This window comes from Cellulophaga sp., assembly GCF_039943695.1.
Classification (GTDB): Bacteria; Bacteroidota; Bacteroidia; order Flavobacteriales; family Flavobacteriaceae; genus Cellulophaga.
Genome location: NZ_JBDVAA010000190.1, coordinates 24,023 through 44,544, shown reverse-complemented (window position 1 = coordinate 44,544; position 20,522 = coordinate 24,023). Strand labels below are relative to the sequence as shown.

12 protein-coding genes are annotated in these 20,522 nt (G+C 31.9%); 10 read left to right on the top strand and 2 right to left on the bottom strand.

Translation table 11 applies throughout. The features are described 5' to 3' along the window. Positions 1-304 precede the first annotated feature (304 nt). The 7 genes from ABJD66_RS13465 to ABJD66_RS13435 all read left to right on the top strand — a co-directional run bounded on the left by ABJD66_RS13465 (position 305) and on the right by ABJD66_RS13435 (position 12,084). Positions 305-3,337, top strand: coding sequence for a TonB-dependent receptor (locus tag ABJD66_RS13465; RefSeq protein WP_303544060.1), 3,033 nt, complete (start codon positions 305-307; stop codon positions 3,335-3,337). A 17-nt stretch (positions 3,338-3,354) separates the two neighbouring features. Further along, complete coding sequence (locus ABJD66_RS13460; RefSeq protein WP_100896537.1) at positions 3,355-4,899, top strand: RagB/SusD family nutrient uptake outer membrane protein; 1,545 nt, start codon at positions 3,355-3,357, stop codon at positions 4,897-4,899. A gap of 364 nt (positions 4,900-5,263) precedes the next feature. Beyond that, positions 5,264-5,755: a transcriptional regulator gene (locus ABJD66_RS13455; protein WP_100896538.1), complete on the top strand. Its 492-nt coding sequence runs from the start codon at positions 5,264-5,266 to the stop codon at positions 5,753-5,755. Between the two features lie 13 nt (positions 5,756-5,768). Continuing rightward, a complete protein-coding gene (locus ABJD66_RS13450; protein ID WP_100896539.1) occupies positions 5,769-6,899 on the top strand; it encodes an efflux RND transporter periplasmic adaptor subunit in 1,131 nt (376 codons plus the stop codon). A 21-nt stretch (positions 6,900-6,920) separates the two neighbouring features. After that, entirely contained in the window at positions 6,921-10,058 is a 3,138-nt protein-coding gene (locus ABJD66_RS13445; RefSeq protein WP_100896540.1) for an efflux RND transporter permease subunit, read from the top strand. Positions 10,059-10,063: 5 nt separating this feature from the next. Then, a complete protein-coding gene (locus ABJD66_RS13440; protein WP_100896541.1) occupies positions 10,064-11,482 on the top strand; it encodes an efflux transporter outer membrane subunit in 1,419 nt (472 codons plus the stop codon). Between the two features lie 11 nt (positions 11,483-11,493). Continuing rightward, positions 11,494-12,084: a TetR/AcrR family transcriptional regulator gene (locus ABJD66_RS13435; protein ID WP_348132500.1), complete on the top strand. Its 591-nt coding sequence runs from the start codon at positions 11,494-11,496 to the stop codon at positions 12,082-12,084. On the opposite strand, the gene ABJD66_RS13430 is transcribed toward ABJD66_RS13435, so the two are convergent. Continuing rightward, positions 12,081-14,513 carry a DUF5916 domain-containing protein gene (locus ABJD66_RS13430; RefSeq protein WP_348132497.1) on the bottom strand — a complete coding sequence of 811 codons (2,433 nt, stop codon included), beginning with the start codon at positions 14,511-14,513 and terminating at the stop codon, positions 12,081-12,083. The two genes, ABJD66_RS13435 and ABJD66_RS13430, sit on opposite strands and share 4 nt — an antisense overlap. Positions 14,514-14,755: 242 nt before the next feature. Between ABJD66_RS13430 and ABJD66_RS13425 the strand changes: the two genes are divergently transcribed. The 3 genes from ABJD66_RS13425 to ABJD66_RS13415 are packed head-to-tail and all read left to right on the top strand — an operon-like array spanning position 14,756 to position 18,183. After that, positions 14,756-16,147 carry a HAMP domain-containing sensor histidine kinase gene (locus ABJD66_RS13425; protein ID WP_348132494.1) on the top strand — a complete coding sequence of 464 codons (1,392 nt, stop codon included), beginning with the start codon at positions 14,756-14,758 and terminating at the stop codon, positions 16,145-16,147. Beyond that, complete coding sequence (locus tag ABJD66_RS13420) at positions 16,147-16,857, top strand: response regulator transcription factor (RefSeq protein ID WP_348132491.1); 711 nt, start codon at positions 16,147-16,149, stop codon at positions 16,855-16,857. The genes ABJD66_RS13425 and ABJD66_RS13420 overlap by 1 nt, the downstream gene beginning before the upstream one ends. 51 nt (positions 16,858-16,908) lie before the next feature. After that, on the top strand, positions 16,909-18,183 hold the full coding sequence (locus tag ABJD66_RS13415) for a hypothetical protein (RefSeq protein WP_348132488.1): 1,275 nt from the start codon (positions 16,909-16,911) through the stop codon (positions 18,181-18,183). A 32-nt stretch (positions 18,184-18,215) separates the two neighbouring features. Here the strand turns inward: ABJD66_RS13415 and ABJD66_RS13410 are convergent, their stop codons facing one another. Next, positions 18,216-20,519: a GH92 family glycosyl hydrolase gene (locus ABJD66_RS13410; RefSeq protein WP_348132485.1), complete on the bottom strand. Its 2,304-nt coding sequence runs from the start codon at positions 20,517-20,519 to the stop codon at positions 18,216-18,218. Positions 20,520-20,522 lie beyond the last annotated feature (3 nt).

The window sequence follows — 20,522 nt, the reverse complement described above, 5'->3', positions numbered from 1 at the left end:
CGCTTTAAATGTTTTAACAACTAATTTACATCTGTAGGTATATTTGAAAGTATGAAAGTTAACTACACTAAATGGAGGCGCCTTGTAGAAATAGGCTTAATTATTGCAATTATTGCCCTCCTCATATTTATAATAATGTACATCGTATAATACCAAGCATAAACCACAACAATTAAAACCAAACACAATAATTACTAACAACACATAAAAGAAAAAAAAACGTATGAAGAACTAAGACAAAATCAAAAAAAAATAAACATTAAAACTAACAAAAAAACTATTTTACTAACTTAAACTTTTTAATATGATAATAAGGTTAAAACACGTGATTGCTACACTTGTAATTATTATTACTCAAACAGCATTTGCGCAGACAAAGACTATTAGTGGTCTTGTTACAGACCAAGCCGGTATACCACTTGGTGGTGTAACCGTTATTGTATCTGGAACCACAAATGGTACCAGTACAGATTTTGATGGTAACTACACTATAGATAATGTAAAAGCTACAGACAAATTAGACTTTACATATATAGGTATGGTTGCACAAACCATAACTGTAGGAGCTAAAACAACAATTAATGTTACTCTACAAGAAGATGCACAAGCCTTAGACGAGGTTGTAATTGTAGGTTATGGGTCTAAGAAAAAGAGCTTAGTAACAGGTGCAATTTCTAGTATAGACAGTAAAGATATTAAAAGCACATCTGGGCAAAGGGTAGAACAAGTTTTACAAGGTAGAACTTCTGGTGTTACTGTTTCTTCTTCTTCTGGTGCGCCAGGTTCTGGAGCTAAAATTAGAATTAGAGGTGCTGGATCAAGTGGTAACTCAGATCCTCTATACATTGTAGATGGTATGAAAACTTCTTCAATTGTAGATATTGCTCCTGGTGATATTGCTAACCTAGAAATTTTAAAAGATGCTGCTTCTGCTGCAATTTATGGTACAGAAGGTGCAAACGGTGTTGTAATTATAACTACTAAAAGAGGTAAGCAAGGTGGTTTAAAAGTTGGTTTTAACTCACAACTAGCTATACAAACCGTTAAAACCAATATGGAATTAATGAATGCTGAACAATTTGTACAGTATATGAATGAAGCCGGACAAGCGAATGTTGCTTTAAATGGTTATGATACAGATTGGATAGACGAAACATTTAATAATGCATTAATGTTTAGAAATGATGTTAACCTTTCTGGTGCTACAGAAAAATTATCATACTATATGTCTGCATCTAACTTAAACCAAGACGGTATAGTTGGTAAAGGCAATTCTTCTTTTGAGCGTTCTACTTTTAGAGCAAACATTAAAGCAGATATTACAGACTGGTTAGAGGCTGGTGTAAATGCAACTTACTCTATTACAGACAAAAACGGTATTCAAGAAAATAGTGATACCAGAGGTGTTATTCAAAATATGCTAATTATAGATCCGTTAACTCCTGTAACTTATTCAAATGGTCAAGTACCACAGTCTGTATATGACAGAGCTACAGATAATGGTGTTCCTGTATTAACAGCAAACAATGGTAGTGTTTACGGTTACCCAAGCTATTCTACTGGAGAGGTAATTAATCCTGTTGCTTTTGCTAATGATATTAATAAAACTATAACAGACACAGATCAGTTTTTAGGATCTGCTTACTTAAAGTTTAATTTATTTGAAGGTTTTAACTTTACATCTAGATTTGGTTATGAAAACGGAAAAACAGAAGTTAGAAACAACGTAATTCCTTACTACGTATCTTCTGAAGCTGCAAATACAAAGTATACTACATCACAAACTAAGTATGAAACTAAAAAGTGGTTATGGGAAAACTTTGCTACATACACTAAAGCAATTAACGATCATAACTTTACATTATTAGCTGGTTACTCTGCAGAGGAAACAAGGTTTGAAACTGTTTTGTCTAGAAACGGTTCTGTAGATATAGACCAATTTACTGGTTTTGATTTAGACTTGCCTGGTTACACTGTAGAGGTTAAAGATATTTTACCTGCTCCAGATAATATGGTTTCTATGTACGGTAGATTATCTTATGATTTTGCTGGTAAATATTTATTTGAAACATCTATAAGAAGAGATAAGTCTGATAAATTCCCAGAAGCTAATAGAGCTGGTACATTCCCTGCTTTTTCTGCTGGTTGGGTATTATCTAAAGAAGATTTTTGGAAAGAAGATTCTAAATTAAACTACGCTAAATTAAGAGCCAGTTGGGGACAAAATGGTAGTAGAAGTAACTTAATAGGTAATGCAGATAAAACGTATGTTATTAGAGCTATTAATGGTGTAGGTATTAATTATGAAGGTGCAACAGGTGCTCAAATCTCTGGATACTCTAACCCTAACTTAGTTTGGGAAACATCTGAGCAGTTAGATTTTGGTGCAGACTTTAGAGCTTTTGAAAACAGATTAAATTTCTCTGTAGATTACTACAAAAAAACTACAAAAGATGCTATTGTTAACAATGGTGGTTTAATTACTCCTGGTTCTGCAGGTTTTCAATCTAACGAATTTAACGCTGGTACTATAGAAAATAAAGGATGGGAATTTGAACTTGGTTATGGAGACACAACAAGTGGTGGTTTTAGATATGATTTTAACGCTAACCTATCAACTTTAAAAAATGAAGTAACAGAGATATTATTTGTTCCAGAAGGAGCTTCTATTATTGGTGCTGGTGCACAACAAAATCCAGATGGTGTTACTCGTTTTACAGAAGGGCAACCATCTTGGTATTTCTACGGTTATAAAACAGATGGTATAGATACTGCTACCGGAGAAGTTATAAAAGTAGATACTAACGGAGATAATATTGTAAATAACGCAGATAAAGTAAAGGTAGGTTCTCCTCACCCAGATGTTTTATTTGGTGGTAACATTGCTTTAGGTTACAAGGCATTTGATTTTAACTTACAATTTCAAGGTACAATTGGTAACGATATTTTTGCTACCTACCACCAACCATCTAGACCTATTACTAACAAGCCAGTACATTTTTATAACGAAAGATGGACACAACCTGGTGATGTAGCTACTTTTCCTGGTGCTGCCAATGTAATAGATTCTTATGATACAGATTTAATGGTAGAAGATGGTTCTTATATGAGAATTAAGCAAATACAAGTTGGTTACACACTACCTAAGAAGATTGCAGAAAGACTAAAAATAAACAATTTAAGAATCTATGTATCTTTAGATGATTACTTTACGTTTACAGACTATAAAGGCTTAGACCCAGAAATTGGTAACTTTAGCTATAATTCTATTGGTGTAGATAGAGGTTTTTATCCAACTGCTGCTAAAACAGTATTTGGCTTATCATTAGACTTTTAATAAATAGATATATTATTATGAAAAAAATTATAATCGCAATGGTAACTATCCTTTTTATTGGAGGAGTTACTGCATGTAGTGAGGATTTTACAACAAATCCGCGAGAAGACGGAGAAGATTTGGAAACGTTTTTTCTTGAAGAAGAAAACGTAGACGCAGCCATAATTGGTATTTATGACTTAATGCAACACACCTACTCTGTAGATTGGCATAGTGCATTTTTAGTAAAACAATTACCTGGTGATGATATGAATGCTGCTGGTGGTAATAGCGGTGATCAACCACAATTACAAGATATAGATGATTATGCAAACGTATCTACATCTAACCAATCTATAGAAAGTGTATGGAACTTGTTTTACAGAACAATTTCATTATCAAACTTAGTTATAGAAAACATTAAAGACAGTGATTTAAGTAACAAAGAATTAGCACTAGCTGAAGCTAAATTTTTAAGAGCTTGGTCTTATTTTGAGCTTACTACAATGTTTGGTGATATCCCTTTAAGATTAACAATACCATCTACAGCAGATGAATTTGGAATTGCTAAGTCTCCTAGAGCTGATATTTACACACAAGTAAAAGCAGATTTAACAGATGCAATTGCTGGTCTACCAGACAAAACAGCTTTAGCAGAAGACTTTAGAGTATCTAAAGGTGCTGCACAAGCCTTAATGGGTAAAGTATTAGTTTTTGAAGGCTTATACGGAGAAGCTATTCCGTTTTTTGAAGCTGTAATTTCTAATCCAGCACACGACTTAGAAGCAACTGCTGCAGATGCGTGGGCTATAGATTATGAATTTGGAAAGGAATCTTTATTTGAAATTGGTTTTATTTCTACTACCGGAAGAGACTGGGGTAACTTTGCTTGGGGCGGAAGAAATGAAAACAACATACATATACAGTTAATGGGACCTAGAGGTGATGGTATTTTTGATGTATCTACAGTAGGTTTAATTAATGGTTGGGGCTTTAACCTACCAACAGCTAAACTTATGGATGCTTTTGATGCAGCTGGTGATACAGACCGTAAATTAGCTACTGTAATGACAGAAGAAGAGTTAATTGCTGCTGGTGGTAGCGTAGATGAGTCTGCAGCAACTGGAGGTTCTATTTGGGATTATGAAGGTGGTATTAGAATTAAGTATGCTACAAAAGAAGAAGATACTAGTGCTGATGGCGTAAAAGAATTAAACTATGGTACAAACTATAAATTATTCCGTTACGCAGAACTATTGTTATTAGCTGCCGAAGCTTATAATAAAGACAACAAAGATGGTTTGGCAAGAGCCGAGTTAAATAAAGTTAGAAACAGAGCTGGTTTAGCAGATGTAGATGCATCTTTAGCTGGTGATGATTTATTTGAGGCTATTGTAAATGAAAAGTTCTTAGAGTTAGCTCATGAAGGACAACGTTTTTGGGATTTAGTTCGTTGGGGTAAAGCTGCAACAGAATTAGCAGGAACAGGATATTCGTCTAAAAATGATTTATTCCCTATTCCAGAAACAGAAATAGAAAAGAATTCTGAATTGACACAAGCAGATCAGAATCCAGGATATTAGTAGTTAGATTTTTAGTTCATTGAATACGGCGGTATAAGTTTTCTTATATCGCCGTATTTTTTTATCTAGTTTTAAATCGCATATAGAGCACGTTACTCTTTATGCGATTTTTTACATATACAAAGGTTAATATGTAAAAAAACAAGCGTTTTATCTTCATAAAATAAACAAAAAAAGTAGTTAAAATTTAGCAATAACATAATTTAATATGCTGATAATAAACAATGTAAACAAATAACTTCCTTTAACATTTAATTAACTTCGTTTAGTTCGGAACTTACCGAACCAATCATATCTTTGCACTTCTTTTTAAATCTAAAAAGAGAAATTAAAATAAATACTAATAAAAAAAAGGGTATTGCAAATGAAGAAGAATATGTGCAGCAAAAAAGGTACACTAGTAGAAAAGCTAGGAGTGCATATAGAATCTAACAATGGATATTCTCCTATAGCTTCTAGGGTGCTTGCTTATATTATCCTAACAGGAAAAACAGGGACAACTTTTGAAGATTTAGTATCATTATTATGCGCTAGTAAAAGTACCATATCAACTCAGCTAAATTATTTAACAGATATAAAAGAGATAGAATATTTTACAAAAACTGGTGATCGTAAAAAATACTATGTTATTACTTCCAATAAAATAAAAAGTCACATTTCTAATATGATTCAGAAATGGGAAGTAGAAAAAGAGCTACACCAAGAAGTTAGAGATTATAAAAATGAAATTAATGATTTAGAAACCACTGCAGAAGATGAAAAATTTGATTTAACATTTCATAACAATTACATACAATTTTTAAACCAAGCAATTACGTCCATTTCAAAACTAAACGTGGACAACATTAACCTATAAAGACAGAATTAAGATGAAAAAGAGAACTATTAGTAGAATTATAATTCCAATGGCAGCATTCCTAGTCATTGTTAGCTGTGGAAGCAAGCAAGAACAGCAAGCACCACAGGCACCACCAGCACCGTTTCCGGTTGCACAATTACAAACTAAAACAGTAACAAGTTACAAAGAGTACCCTACTACAATAGAAGGTATTATAAATAGTGATGTTAGGGCAAAAACATCTGGTTACATACAAAAAGTATTAGTAGACGAAGGGCAAAAAGTACGTAAAGGTCAGGTTTTATTTAGATTAGAAACACAGTCTTTAAGTCAAGATGCTGGTGCTGCAAAAGCACGTATTAATGTTGCCCAAGTAGAGGTTAACAAATTAATACCACTAGTAGAAAAAAATATTATTAGTGCAGTACAACTAGAAACAGCAAAAGCTAATTTAGCACAAGCAAAAGCTAATTACAGTAGTGTAAGTGCTAATATTGGCTATGCTACAATTAAAAGTCCTGTAGATGGTTATGTTGGTGCTATTAATTTTAGAGAAGGAGCGTTAATTAGTCCAAGTGACCCTACTCCACTTACTACAGTTAGTGACATTAGCAAAGTTTATGCATTTTTCAGCTTAAACGAAACACAATATTTAGACTTTTTAGAAAAAGCAGAAGGTAAAACCTTAAATGAAAAATTAGCAAATTACCCAGAGGTAAGCTTAATTTTAGCAAATGGCAGTACGTATTCTGAAAAAGGTAAAATACAAACTAGTACAGGACAAATAAACCCTAACACTGGTACCGTAAGTTTAAGAGCCATATTTAACAACCCTAACCGTTTAATAACAAATGGTAACAGTGGTAAAATACAAATACCAAATACGTTTAAAAATGCAATTGTTGTACCACAACAAGCAACTTACGAACAACAAGGTAATGTAATGATATTTAAAGTAGGAGAAGATAATAAGGTAACTACATCTATCATTAAAATAAAGTCTACTGTAGATAATTTATATGTTGTAGAATCTGGTTTAGATCTTAAAGACAAAATTGTTACAACTGGTGTAGGCAAATTAAAAAATGGTGTGGTAATAGCTCCTCAAGAAACTTCTTTTGATGATGCCATAAAACCTATAGCTACATTATTTAAAAACTAAAAACTCTAAATTTATTTAGTTATGTTAAAAACATTTATTGAAAGGCCCGTTCTTTCAACAGTAATATCTATTATAATTGTTGTACTTGGTGTTATAAGTATAACAAGTTTACCAATAGAAGAATACCCAGATATTGCGCCACCAACAATTAAGGTGTCGGCATCATATACAGGAGCCAATGCAGAAACTGTATTAGAGAGTGTAATTATTCCTATAGAGGAGCAAATTAACGGTGTAGAAGGTATGAGTTATATTACCTCTACAGCATCAAACAATGGTACTGCAGAAATTACAGTTTATTTTGATCAGGAAATAGATGCAGATATTGCTGCTGTAAACGTACAAAACCGTGTTGCAAGAGCAAATCCGCTATTACCGCAAGAAGTAATACAAACAGGTGTAACTACACAAAAGCAAGAAACTAGTGCTTTAATGTTTATATCTATGTATTCTGAGAATGAAGATTATGATGCTACATTTATTCAGAATTACCTAAAAATAAACGTTATACCAGCAATGCAACGTATTAGTGGTGTTGGTGATGTATCTGTATTTTCTCAGCAAGACTATGCTATGCGTATTTGGTTAAAACCAGAAAAGCTAGCTGCTTATAATCTAATACCTTCAGATATTTCTGCTGCTTTAGCAGAACAAAATTTAGAAGCTGCTGCTGGTTCTTTAGGAGAAAATAATGGTGAAGCATTTACATACACATTAACATATAGTGGACGTTTTAAAGAGCAAAAACAATATGGAGATATTATAATTAAAGCATTAGGTAACGGAGAATTTTTACGTTTAAATGATGTTGCAACAATAGAATTAGATGCACAATCTTATTCTTCTAACGCAATGAGTTTAGGAAACCCTGCTGTATTTATGGGTATTTTTCAAACAAAAGGTTCTAATGCTCAGGAGATTATAGAGAATATTAAAACTACTTTAACCTCTGTAGAAAAAGACCTACCAGAGGGTTTAAATATATTTGTTCCTTATGACACAAGTTTATTCTTAAACGCATCTATAGAAAAAGTAATTAGTACACTTGTTGAAGCCTTTTTATTGGTTTTCTTAGTTGTATTTATCTTTTTGCAAGATTTTAGATCTACTTTAATTCCTGCAATTGCAGTTCCTGTATCTATTATTGGTACATTCTTTTTCCTTAATGTTTTTGGGTACTCAATTAACCTTTTAACATTATTTGCTTTAGTGCTGGCTATTGGTATTGTGGTAGATGATGCTATTGTTGTGGTAGAGGCCGTCCACGCAAAAATGGATGAAGGGGTTAAAAACCCTAAAAAGGCTACACTTATAGCAATGAACGAGATTTCTGGAGCCATTATCTCTATTACATTAGTAATGGCTGCTGTATTTATTCCGGTAACATTTATTACTGGTCCTACTGGTGTGTTTTATGAGCAATTTGGAGTTACTTTAATTATTGCCATTTTAATTTCTGCAGTAAACGCATTAACATTAAGTCCGGCTTTATGTGCTTTATTATTAAAAGAACATAAACATGATGAAGAGTTAAAAGGCAAAAGTCCTTTACAACGTTTTTACACTTTGTTTAACCGTGGTTTTAATGCTACTATAAACAGGTATGGTAAATCGCTTCAATTTTTATACAAGAGAAAATTTGTATCTGTATTATTATTAATAATTGCAGGTGTAGGTATCTACTGGGCTTCACAAACAACACCAACAGGTTTTGTACCAGATGAAGATAGAGGTATTATTTTTGCTAACATAGAATTACCTGCGGGTTCTTCTTTAGATAGAACTGATGCTGTTGCTCGTAATTTATATTCTAAAATAAACGGTATAGAAGGTATTGCCGCTGTTAACTTTATTAAAGGTAGAAGTTTAATTAGTGGTGCTGGTACCAACTACGGTTTTGGTATTATTAAATTAAAAGATTGGACAGAGCGTGAAGATCCTTCTACATCTGTACAAGCAATTACAGGTAAGCTATTTGGTGTAGTATCTACAATGCCAGAAGCTAATATTATTTTCTTTTCTCCACCAAGTATACGTGGTTTTGGTAACTCTGCCGGTTTTGAGGTTAACTTGCTAGATAAATTTGGAGGTGAATTTACAGACTTAGACAAAACAAACAAAGAGTTTGCAATGGCTTTAATGTCTCACCCAGAAATTAAGTATGCACAATCTTCGTTTAATACGAGTTACCCACAGTATGAGATGGATATTAATGTACCACTAGCTAAAGAAAAAGGAGTGTCTGTTAGCAGTATCTTCTCTACTTTACAAGGGTATATTGGTGGAGTATACGCATCAGATTTTTCTAGATTTGGAAAACAATTTAGAGTATACATACAGGCATTACCTGAGGATAGAGCTAGTATTGAAAACCTAAACAGTATGTATGTTAGAACAGATGCTGGTGAAATGACGCCTATTACACAATTTGTAAACTTAGAGCGTGTATATGGGCCACAATCTGTAACTCGTTTTAACTTATTTAATTCTACAAAAATAACAGGAGCAACTAATGATGGGTTTAGTACAGGTGATGCTATTAGAATTATTGAAGAAGAAGCAGCCAAATTACCTAGTAATTACACCGTTGCATATTCTGGTTTAACAAGAGAAGAAGTAAGTGCTGGTAACCAAACTACATTTATTTTTATACTAAGTATCTTATTTGTTTACTTTTTATTAAGTGCCCAGTACGAGAGTTACTTGCTGCCATTTGCAGTAGTGTTATCTCTACCATTTGGTGTATTTGGAGCTTATATTAGTACTAAGTTCTTAGGATTAGAAAATAACATATACTTTCAAATTGCACTAATAATGCTTATTGGTCTACTTGCTAAAAATGCCATATTAATTGTGGAGTTTGCTCTGCAACGCAGAAAAGCAGGCGAATCTATTGTAGATGCTGCTATAGACGGTGCTAAGTCTCGTTTAAGACCAATTTTAATGACCTCTTTTGCTTTTATTTTAGGTTTAATGCCATTAGCGTTAGCAAAAGGTGTTGGTGCAGAAGGTAACAATTCTATTGGTACTGGTGCAGCAGGTGGTATGTTAATAGGTACAATATTAGGTGTATTTGTTATTCCAATACTGTTTATTTTATTTCAATGGTTACAAGAAAAAGTTTCTGGTAAACCAGCAATTCAAACTACAGAAGAATAAGAACTATGAGATCTACAATAAAATATAAATTTATTAGCAAAACAGCACTTATAGTAGTTGTTGCTTTTACACTACAAAGTTGTTTTGTTGCTAAGGATTACAACAGGCCAGAGTTACCAGAAACCGAGGCCTTATACAGAACAGACAATTTGCCTACAGATAGTATATCTATGGCAAATGTGTCTTGGAAAAATTTATTTACTGATAATTATTTAGAGCAGTACATTGCAGAAGGTTTACAAAACAATTTAGATATTAGAATTGCTATTCAACAATTGGCTGCTGCAGAAGCTTATGCTAAGCAGGGTAAAGCAGGATATTTTCCAACATTAAGTGTTGGTCCTAATTACACACACCAAGAATTATCTAAAAACAGTCAGTTTGGTTCTTTTTTAAGTAACACATCTACAGACCAGTATGATATTACTGCTAACCTATCATGGGAAGCAGATATCTGGGGAAAAATTAGAAGTAACAAAAGAGCTACACAGGCTGCCTATATGCAAAGTGTTGCAGGTCACCAAGCTGTAAAAACGCAACTTATTTCTAGTATAGCAAATACGTACTATAATTTATTGGCTTTAGATGCTCAATTAGCTATTACTAAAGAAACAATTAAAACTAGAGAAAGTAGTGTAGAAACAATTAAAGCCTTAAAAGATGCTGGTAATGTAACGCAAGTTGCAGTAGACCAAAACATAGCACAATACAATAGTGCAAAAGCTTTAAAGGTAGATATTGAAGCTGCAATATTTAGAACAGAAAATACATTAAGTATATTATTAGGTAAGGCTCCCCAAAACTTTAAAAGAAGTAGTTTAGACATACAAAAAATAGAGACAGATTTGGCTCTTGGTGTACCCTCTACCCTACTTAGCAACAGACCAGATGTTATGGCTGCTGAATATGGTTTAATAAATTCTTTTGAGCTTACAAATGTAGCTCGTAGTAGTTTTTATCCATCTTTAACATTAACAGCTTCTGGAGGTTACCAAAGTTTAGAGTTAGATAAGTTGTTGGATGCTAACTCACTTTTTGCAAATATTGTTGGTGGTTTAACGCAGCCTATTTTTAATCAGCGTAAGCTAAAAACACAAAAAGAAGTTGCATTGGCACAACAAGAGCAATCTTTATTACAGTTTAAAAAGACACTTTTAACAGCTGGCTCTGAGGTTTCTAATGCCTTGTATACTTACAATGCAGAAACTGAAAAATATGAGTATAGACAAAAAGAAGTTGAAGCTTTACGCAGAGCAGAACAAAACTCAGAGGAATTACTTAAAAACGGGTACGCAAACTACCTAGATTTATTAACTGCCAGAGAAAGTGCTTTAAATGCAGAGCTTAATATTATTGATAGCAAATTACAACAACTAACAAGTATTGTAAATTTATATGAAGCTCTTGGTGGCGGTTGGAAATAAGATAAGTAGTAATGATCACTAAAAAAGAACTTTTAGAATGTGCTAAAGCCAGTTTTACAAAATTTGGCAGCAAACGTATTACTTTAGATGAATTAGCAAAAACACTAGGGATATCTAAAAAAACGATTTATGTACATTTTAAAAACAAAGAAACTTTAGTGAACAAAAGTGTTGCGTCTTTAATAAACGATTATAAATTGGATATTAATGAGATTGTTAAAAACAATAGTAATGACGATATACTTACTATTATATTAATATACAAACGAGGGTTTGAGTATCTTAGATACTTTAAACCCTCGTTTATTTTTGGTTTAAAAAAATATTACCCACACGCCTATACTACTTTTGATAATTTTAGAAAAGAACTTTCTTATTCTACCATTTTAAATCTTTTAAATAGTGCCAAAGAAAAAGGACTAATTTTACCTAGTGTAAACGTTAAACTTATAACAGAATTATATTTTTTAAGGGTAGAGTCTATTGCGTTTTCATCAAATAATCTTTTTACAACTTATGACTCTAAAACAATTTTAGACCATCTAATTGTTCATAATTTAAAAGCAATTACGGTAGACAGTTATAGTAATTCTTATTTTTAGCCTTTTCGCTTCTTTAAAATATTTGCATCTAAAAAGTATGTCATTTTTAAAGATACTGTAGTGCTATTTTTTTCTTCTAAAACACCTTTTAAATTTGTGCCATAATTAGAGTTTACTTCTGTATTGTAATAATTAGAACCTAGTTTACAAACTAAACTAATTTCACTAGCTGGTGCAAACTGCCATTTAGATATAAAATCTATATTAAACTGGTTAAAATTATCATCATAATCATTTGGGTTTATGTTAAAACTATTTGTAGCAAAATCTCCATTTTCTTTTAATGAAAATTGATTGTTATAATCTACAGTAATCCAATAATGACGCAGACGCATATTTAAATTTAATTTAGAGTTTACAGCATAATTTAAAGTAAAGGCATTACTAAGTTGGTTTACTTTTCTACTACCAAAAATTATACTATTATTTTGCTTTGTTAAAAAGCCTACGCCCTGTGGTTTATTTTCTAAATCTTGACTAAAGTATAATGAAAAATGCTGACCAACTCTTGCGTTAAGTCCATAACCTGCTATAAACTCTCTATTATAAATATCAGAATTAAAATATTTTACTAAAACCATATAACCGGCTATAGAAACTGCTTTGTTATCATTTGTTTGGTATTCTAAAAATGTTTCTGCTTGTGCTGGTATATTAAAGTGTTTGTCTTTTGTACGTGCCTCAAAAAAATTTTTACTTTCTTCTATGTATCTAAACTCTGTAAAAAATGTATGGTTGTTTTTTTTAAAGACACCATAGGTTCCCAACTTATAATACGTTTGTTCTTGCTTCATTAAACTGTAATAGTACCTCTGCTGGTGATCTAAAAAAACTTGATATCTAGAGAATATTTTTTTAGGCTTATTATTGGTATAACTTAAATCTCCTCTAAAGCGCAGCTCATTGTTTCTAGACAAATAGCCAAAGTCATTAGAGTCAAATTTATCATCTAATAATTTAATAGATGCTCCTCCTCGCCATTTGCCACTTACTTTGCCTGCATAACCATAATACTCGTGTCCAAACTCATCGTCTGTATCTGAAAAATATTTTTGCGAAAGTGCCTTTTTAAAATACATAGAGTACGTTCTATTTTTATTATAATACCTATACAATAATGCTGTTAAATTAGCATCATAAACAGCGCCACTGCGTAATACAGAGTTATTTATAAAGGTTAAAGATGAGTTGTTTTTTAGTGCTTTATCTAAAACAATTGCGTTGTAATTTGTAATTGGGTTTGTAATAACTTTTCTTCTACTATTGCTATTTGTATTTTTAATTTCAGCTTCACTTTTTGCTGTTATTCCGTTTAAAACACCAATAGATAATCCGTTTTTAGATTTACCTGTAAACTTAATTAAGTTAATAATGTTAGATGTAACTGGGTTTTCTACAACATCTTCATCTTCAAATAAATTAATGTTATTTTTAGATATTGGCTCACCTCCTATTCTACGTGTATACAAATAGCCTCCTTTGTCAAAAATCTCTGTGCCTTCTACAAAAAACTGTCTATTTTCATTAAACTTTACTTCAAAAGGAGATAAGTTAAAAATTTGATCGTCTGATGGTGCCTGGCTAAAATCTGGTATAAGAGAAACATCTAGCGTATATGCATTTTTGTGCACGTACTTTACATCTAAACCTCCATTAAAAGTTGTGTTTTTGGTTCCTTTAGGACTCTTTTCTGTAACTACAGAGACAAAGGGGTTAAATGATAAATTTAGTGGCGGTGCTATATTACTTAACCCTTTTAATTCTCCAAGCTGATTTAAATATCCATCTACATCTAACCGTATAGGATTCCAATAAGCATCTTCATTTAAACTATTGGTTATGCGCTGAAAATTAATTTTAAAATTACTTAAATCTTCTTTTGGGAACCTAATACTATTAAAAGGTATTTTCATTTCTACTACCCATTTATTATCATATAATTTTACCTTACTCTGCCACACAACATTGTAATTAGTGTAAGAATCATTGGCACTTAATTTCTGGTCAGATTGCACTCCTGCTGCAGTAACAGAAAAATCGTAACCCTCTCTAGCCTCTCCAAAAGGATCTATTTGTATACCAAAAACATCTGCATTACCAGTATCATCCCTAGCTGTTAATTGGTTGCTTATATCTTCTTTATTATCTACATATAAAACACCTAAGACGTACAAATAACTATCATCAAACAAAATAGCAATATCTGTTTTTTGTTTAGATTGTTTTCCGGCATCTGGTAGTGTTTGTATAAAGTTACCTGCTTGTAAATGTTGTTGCCAAATTGCTTCTGTAGCATCACCATCAATCTTTATAGGCTCGTTTACTTTATGTATTGTTATACTTTTTTGAGCAGACATCTTATGCACCATAAGACTTAGTACACAAAAGACAAATAACTTATACGTATTGTTTTTATTTGATAGTTTCATTATTGGTAGTTTTTTAATTGATGCCACAAATGTGAGGTTGTTCTATTAATAAGTTGGTTAACCCAAGGTTAAAGAGAGGTTAATGGCAAAACCGCTAAAAAGTTTATTTAATTAACTAAAGAGCAAAAGACCTTTAAATACTGTGAACACAGCATATATTAACGTTAATGAAGGGTTAACGGCTTCTGTTTGTACTACTTAATCTAGGTTTATTGGTACTTTTGACTTGCAGAAAAAAACCAATGAAAAACAAAACAACCATATTAATAAGTACTGCTATACTAGTTTTAATAGCATTATCGTCTATACAGGCATACCTAATAAACAATACCTACCAACTAAAAAAGAAAGCATTTATTAATGAAACTACAGATGTTATTTCTGTAATAGATGACAATCCTAAACTAGATTCTTTGTACAATATTTGGGGAGATAATTTAAAAAACTACATAGCAGATTATAAAAACAATCGTTTATCTAAATCTCAAATTATAAGTAGATCTAACGAAAAAAGTGATGGCTTAAATACCGAGTTTAAAAAAATATTTAAGGAAGAACTTAAAAAAGTAAATTTAGGATATGATGTAGATTTTAAAATGAATTTAACCAGCGTTGTTCTTTTAGATAAAATTAAAAATGATACCATATTTTATGCTGGCAAAAAACAATCTAGATTATTTGGAGAAGAGTTTGATGATAAAAATGCAAAAACCATTAACAATGCAAAGTGGTTTTCTGAGCAAGAATTTGTAGAAAAAGTTGAAGGTGAAATAAAAATAAACACATTTGATTTAGAAGTAAAAACAGAAAACAAAATATTAATTAAAGAGTGGAAAAGTATTGTATACAAAAGAATGGCGTTTCTACTCTTTGCTTCTGTACTTATATTTTTAATAGTTATTGGCCTATTATATTACTCCATAAAAAACTTAATTACACAGAAAAAAATAACAGCAATTAAAACCGACTTTATAAATAACATCACACACGAGTTAAAAACGCCTTTAGCTACTTTAAGTATAGCATCTAAAAGTTTAAAAAAAGCAGAAATTAAGAATAACGAAGCTATATTTAACAGTACACTAAATATTGTAGACAGACAAAATGAACGTTTGCAAAAGCTAATAGATCAAGTAATGACTAATAGTCTTAGTTCAAAAGAAATTGTTTTAAATAAAGAACAAGTTATAGATAACGAATACTTTAAGCATTTGATTGAAGATTTTAAATTATCTGTACAACAACAAGATGTTACCATAATAAATAAAGTTTGCACTGCAGAAGTTTTACTACGTATAGACAAGTTTCATTTTACTACGGCACTATTAAATATATTAGAAAATGCGGTAAAGTATGGTACAGAATCTATACAAATCACTATAGAAACCAAACATACAAACGGAGAATATAGTATTGTAATTAAAGACAATGGCATTGGCATTCCACAAAAAAACCTACCCTTAATTTTTGATAAATTCTATAGAGTTACAGATGGTAACCTACATAATGTAAAAGGATTAGGACTGGGGCTATATTACACAAAACAAATAATAAATGCACACAATGGCACTATTATTATTGAAAGCCAATTACATAAAGGAACAACATTTACTATTAAAACACCAATAAACTAATGCAAAAGACAACTGTTTTATTAGCCGAAGACGATTTTGATTTTGGAAGTATTTTAAAGCAATACTTAGAAATTCATGATTTTACTGTTACCTGGGCAAAAGATGGAAAAGAGGCTTTAGATTTTTTTATAGAAGAAGCAAGTAACAACAATCCTTTTGATATTTGTGTTTTTGATGTTATGATGCCAAAAATGGATGGTTTTACCTTGGCCGAAAAAATAATAAACAATAGTCCAGAAACTCCTTTTGTTTTTTTAACAGCTAAAAAAATGAAAGATGATAAAATTAAAGGGTTAAAGCTTGGGGCAGACGATTATATAGTAAAACCCTTTGAAGCAGATATACTAATATTACGATTAAAAAATATATTAAAAAGAACACAAAAAATCATTCATCAATCAAAAAACAACAGTAGCTACAACATAGGCGCCTATGTTTTTAACCCTGTTAATTACCAATTACTTTTTAATAACAAAATACAACGACTAACAGAAAAAGAAGCTCAGTTAATAGCTTATTTTTTTGAGAATAAAAACCAAATGGTAAAAAGAGATCATCTGCTTACTGCTGTTTGGGGCACAGACGATTTTTTCTCTGGTCGTAGTATGGATGTTTTTATTAGTAGGCTCCGTAAATATTTTAAAGAAGACAACAGTATATCTATAGAAAGTGCACGTGGTGTTGGCTTAACCTTTAAAATTAAGGAGTAAAATGTAACAACAAAAACTTCTGTTTAAAGCAGAAATCAAAAAACAAAATCTATGAAAACAAAAGCAATATTAACCGTACACATTATTTTATTTTTGCTAGGAAACACAGTACTGGCACAAACAATACCAACTCCTCCAAAACCACCAACAACACATACATCCTCTTCTAGTTCTATGTCTTATTCTAGGTCTAGCAGCAATAATAGTAGTGGTAGTATTTCTATAGCTATTAGCAATACAAATGATAGTTATAAGTTTAAAGCAAAATTCCCTCAAAAAAAATACTCAGAATTACTATCTGTATTAAAAAATGAATTAGAATCTAAAAAAATGACCAAATCTGGTAATTCTTATTCTTGGATTTCTAATGCTGATGAGAATGAAGTTTACAATGTAAACCTAAATTCTAAAAAACTAGTAATGTTTTTAGATAAAAATGTAGCTTCTGATGCGCTTATTACAAAGTTTGAAGCCTTAGGAAAAACATTAAAAACAGTTATATCTGGTAATGATGAAACAAAACGAGAAGCAGAAGAATTACAGCGCGAAGCAGATAGGCTACTTAGAGATGCAGAAAGAATGAAACGTGAAGCTGCAAGAATACAAAGAGAAGCAAAACGTTTAGAACAGGCTAACCTACAAAGCTACAAGGATGATGCTATACATATTGCCGAAGAAGCAAAACGGCTAGCAGAAAAAGCCGCAGATATTAGTACAAAAGCTAGTCATAAAGGAGCAATTAGTGCTCCTTTAAAAATGCTTTTAGGTAGCAGTAAAACTATTTTAAGTTATAGTATACAAAATGCTAATAACTACACTTGGCCAAATGCACAAACAGAACTTATTACCGCTCTTTTAAGAGATAAAATAATACAGTCTAAAAATGATGTTGCTTGCAACGCAGACCAAACAGGCGTTTACATTAATGGAACAAAACTTACCAACACACAAATTAACCAGTACAAGAGTATTTTAAAAAAATACAATATTAGCTCAGAAAATACATTTTCATTTTACAAAACTGGTCAAAACATTGTTATATTAAATGACAATGCAAAACTGACTAATTTTCTAAAAAAATTAAAAGAAAAAGGATATATATCCTCATTAAAAGAAAAGTTGCTTTTAGAAATTAATGGCACAACAATTATAAAAAACGGAAAAACTATTTCTGCTAAAGATGTAGCAATTTACAACACACTGCTTTTACAAAATAACATTATACCTGCACCTGGTAAAATTATAGAAATAACAGATTCTAATGCTTATAAATTAGGATATACACTAAACAGCAAAGCACATTTAGGAACTTGGGTTATGCATTAAGTAAAGCACAACCCAGTTCTTAATTTTTAAAATTATTTTTTTGTTATGGACATTGAGTATGGTTTAGCATTTTTATCCATTCCTCTATTCTTGTTAGGTGTATTTTTCATACCAAAATTATAAGTTGCACCACTCATAATATCATCAAACGTAATGTAGTTTTTCTTATAACTATTTCCGTTTTTCTGTACCTCATCAATATAAATATTTTCTTTACTATTGTTTGGAGCATTAACTGTAAAAGTGTTTCCATTTCTTAAATGCATTTTTACACTTTTAAACAACGGACTGCCCAAAGCATATTCTCCTGTTCCTGGAGTTACAGGATAAAAACCTGCAGCAGAAAACACGTACCAAGCAGATGTTTGCCCATTATCCTCATCACCACACAAACCATCTGGTGCAGAAGAATAAAGCTTATCCATTACATTACGTACATGCATTTGTGTTTTCCAAGGTTGGTCTAACCAATTGTACAAATAAATAGCGTGTTGTACAGGTTGGTTTCCGTGTGCGTATTGCCCCATATCTGCAACCAACATTTCTGTAATTTCGTGTATTTGTTGTCCGTAATAAGAGTCGTTAAAAGTAGGTGCTGCAGTAAAAACATCGTCTAATCTAGAACGCATTTTAGCTACTCCTCCAAACTCTTTTGCTAGCCCTAATGGATCGTGAAAAACACACCACGTCCAGTGCCAAGCAGCGCCTTCTGTAAAAGCATCTCCCCATTTATCTGGTGTATAGGTAGTTGCCCAAGAACCATCTTTATTTTTACCACGCATAAAGCCAATTTCTGGATCAAAAACATTTTTATAGTTTAAAGATCGTTCTCTAAAAAGTTTTACCTCTTTTTTAGGTTTTCCTAATGCTTCTCCCAATTCTGCAATACTCCAATCTGCAAATGCATATTCTAGTGTACGTGCAGCATTTTCATTTACGCCAACATCATAAGGCACATATCCTAAATCATTATAAAATTCAGCTCCAAAACGACCAACAGAATTAACTGGCCCTTTGCTAGTAGAGTTCTTTTTAACAGCTTCATACAGGGTTTCAACATCGTAGCCTCTAATTCCTCTTAAATAAGCATCAGCAATGTTTATAGCAGAGTTAGATCCTATCATACAATCTCTATGTCCAGGACTTGCCCACTCTGGCAACCAACCACTTTCATTATACGTATTTACCAGGCCTTGCATTACATTACTTAAATACTCTGGGTACATTATAGTAAAAAATGGAAAAACCGCTCTAAATGTATCCCAAAAGCCATTATCTGTAAACATATAACCAGGCAAAACCTTACCATTGTAAGGACTATAGTGCACTATTTCATCTGCAGCGTTTAACTCATAAAATTTTCTTGGAAACAATAGAACTCTGTACAAAGCGGTGTAAAATGTTCTGTATTCTTCTACAGTACCACCTTCTACTTCCATACGCCCTAATTCCTTATTCCAAGCTGTAGCTGCTTTTTCTTTAGTCTGATTAAAACTATCATCTCCTATTTCTCTTTTTAGGTTGATTTCTGCTTGTTCTAAACTAATAAATGACGATGCAACTTTTGCTGTAACTTGTTCACCGTCTTTTGTTGAAAAACTAATAGCTGCACCAACGTGGTACCCTTCTGCAGTTTTACTTTCTGATGTATGCTCTTTACCTTCTTTTTCCTTTTTCCAAGTTAAGACCTCATCAAAATCTTTATCAAAAACTAAAACAAAATAATTGTGAAAATTCTCTGGTACACCACCGCTATTATTTCTGCAATAGCCAATAATTTTACGTTCTTCTGGTATTATTTTTACCATAGAACCTTTAAAAAAACCATCTACAAGAATATGAGATTTTTTAGATTCTGGAAATGTAAATCTAAACTGTGCTCCTCTTTCTGTTGGTGTAATTTCTGTAGTTACATCATAATCTGCCAAGTAAGCACTGTAGTAATGTGGTTTGCTAATTTCTGATTTGTGTGAATACCAAGAAGCTCTATCATCTTCATTAATTTTTAATTTTCCTGTTTCTGGAAATAATGAAAATGCAGCATAATCATTAATCCACGGACTTGGCTGATGTGTTTGTTTAAAACCTCTAAGTTTAAGGGCATCGTAGGTATATCCCCAGCCGTCTCCCATTTTTCCTGTTTGTGGAGTCCAAAAGTTCATACCCCAAGGCGTAGCAATTGCTGGGTAAGTGTTACCGTTAGACAATGCAAACTCTGAGTCTGACCCCACCAATGGGTTTACATAATCTACATAAGAAACTGCCGTAGTAGATTGTGCTACTACAGCAGTAGTAATAATTGCAATAAGGGGAAAAAGTATTTTAGTTAATTTCATTTT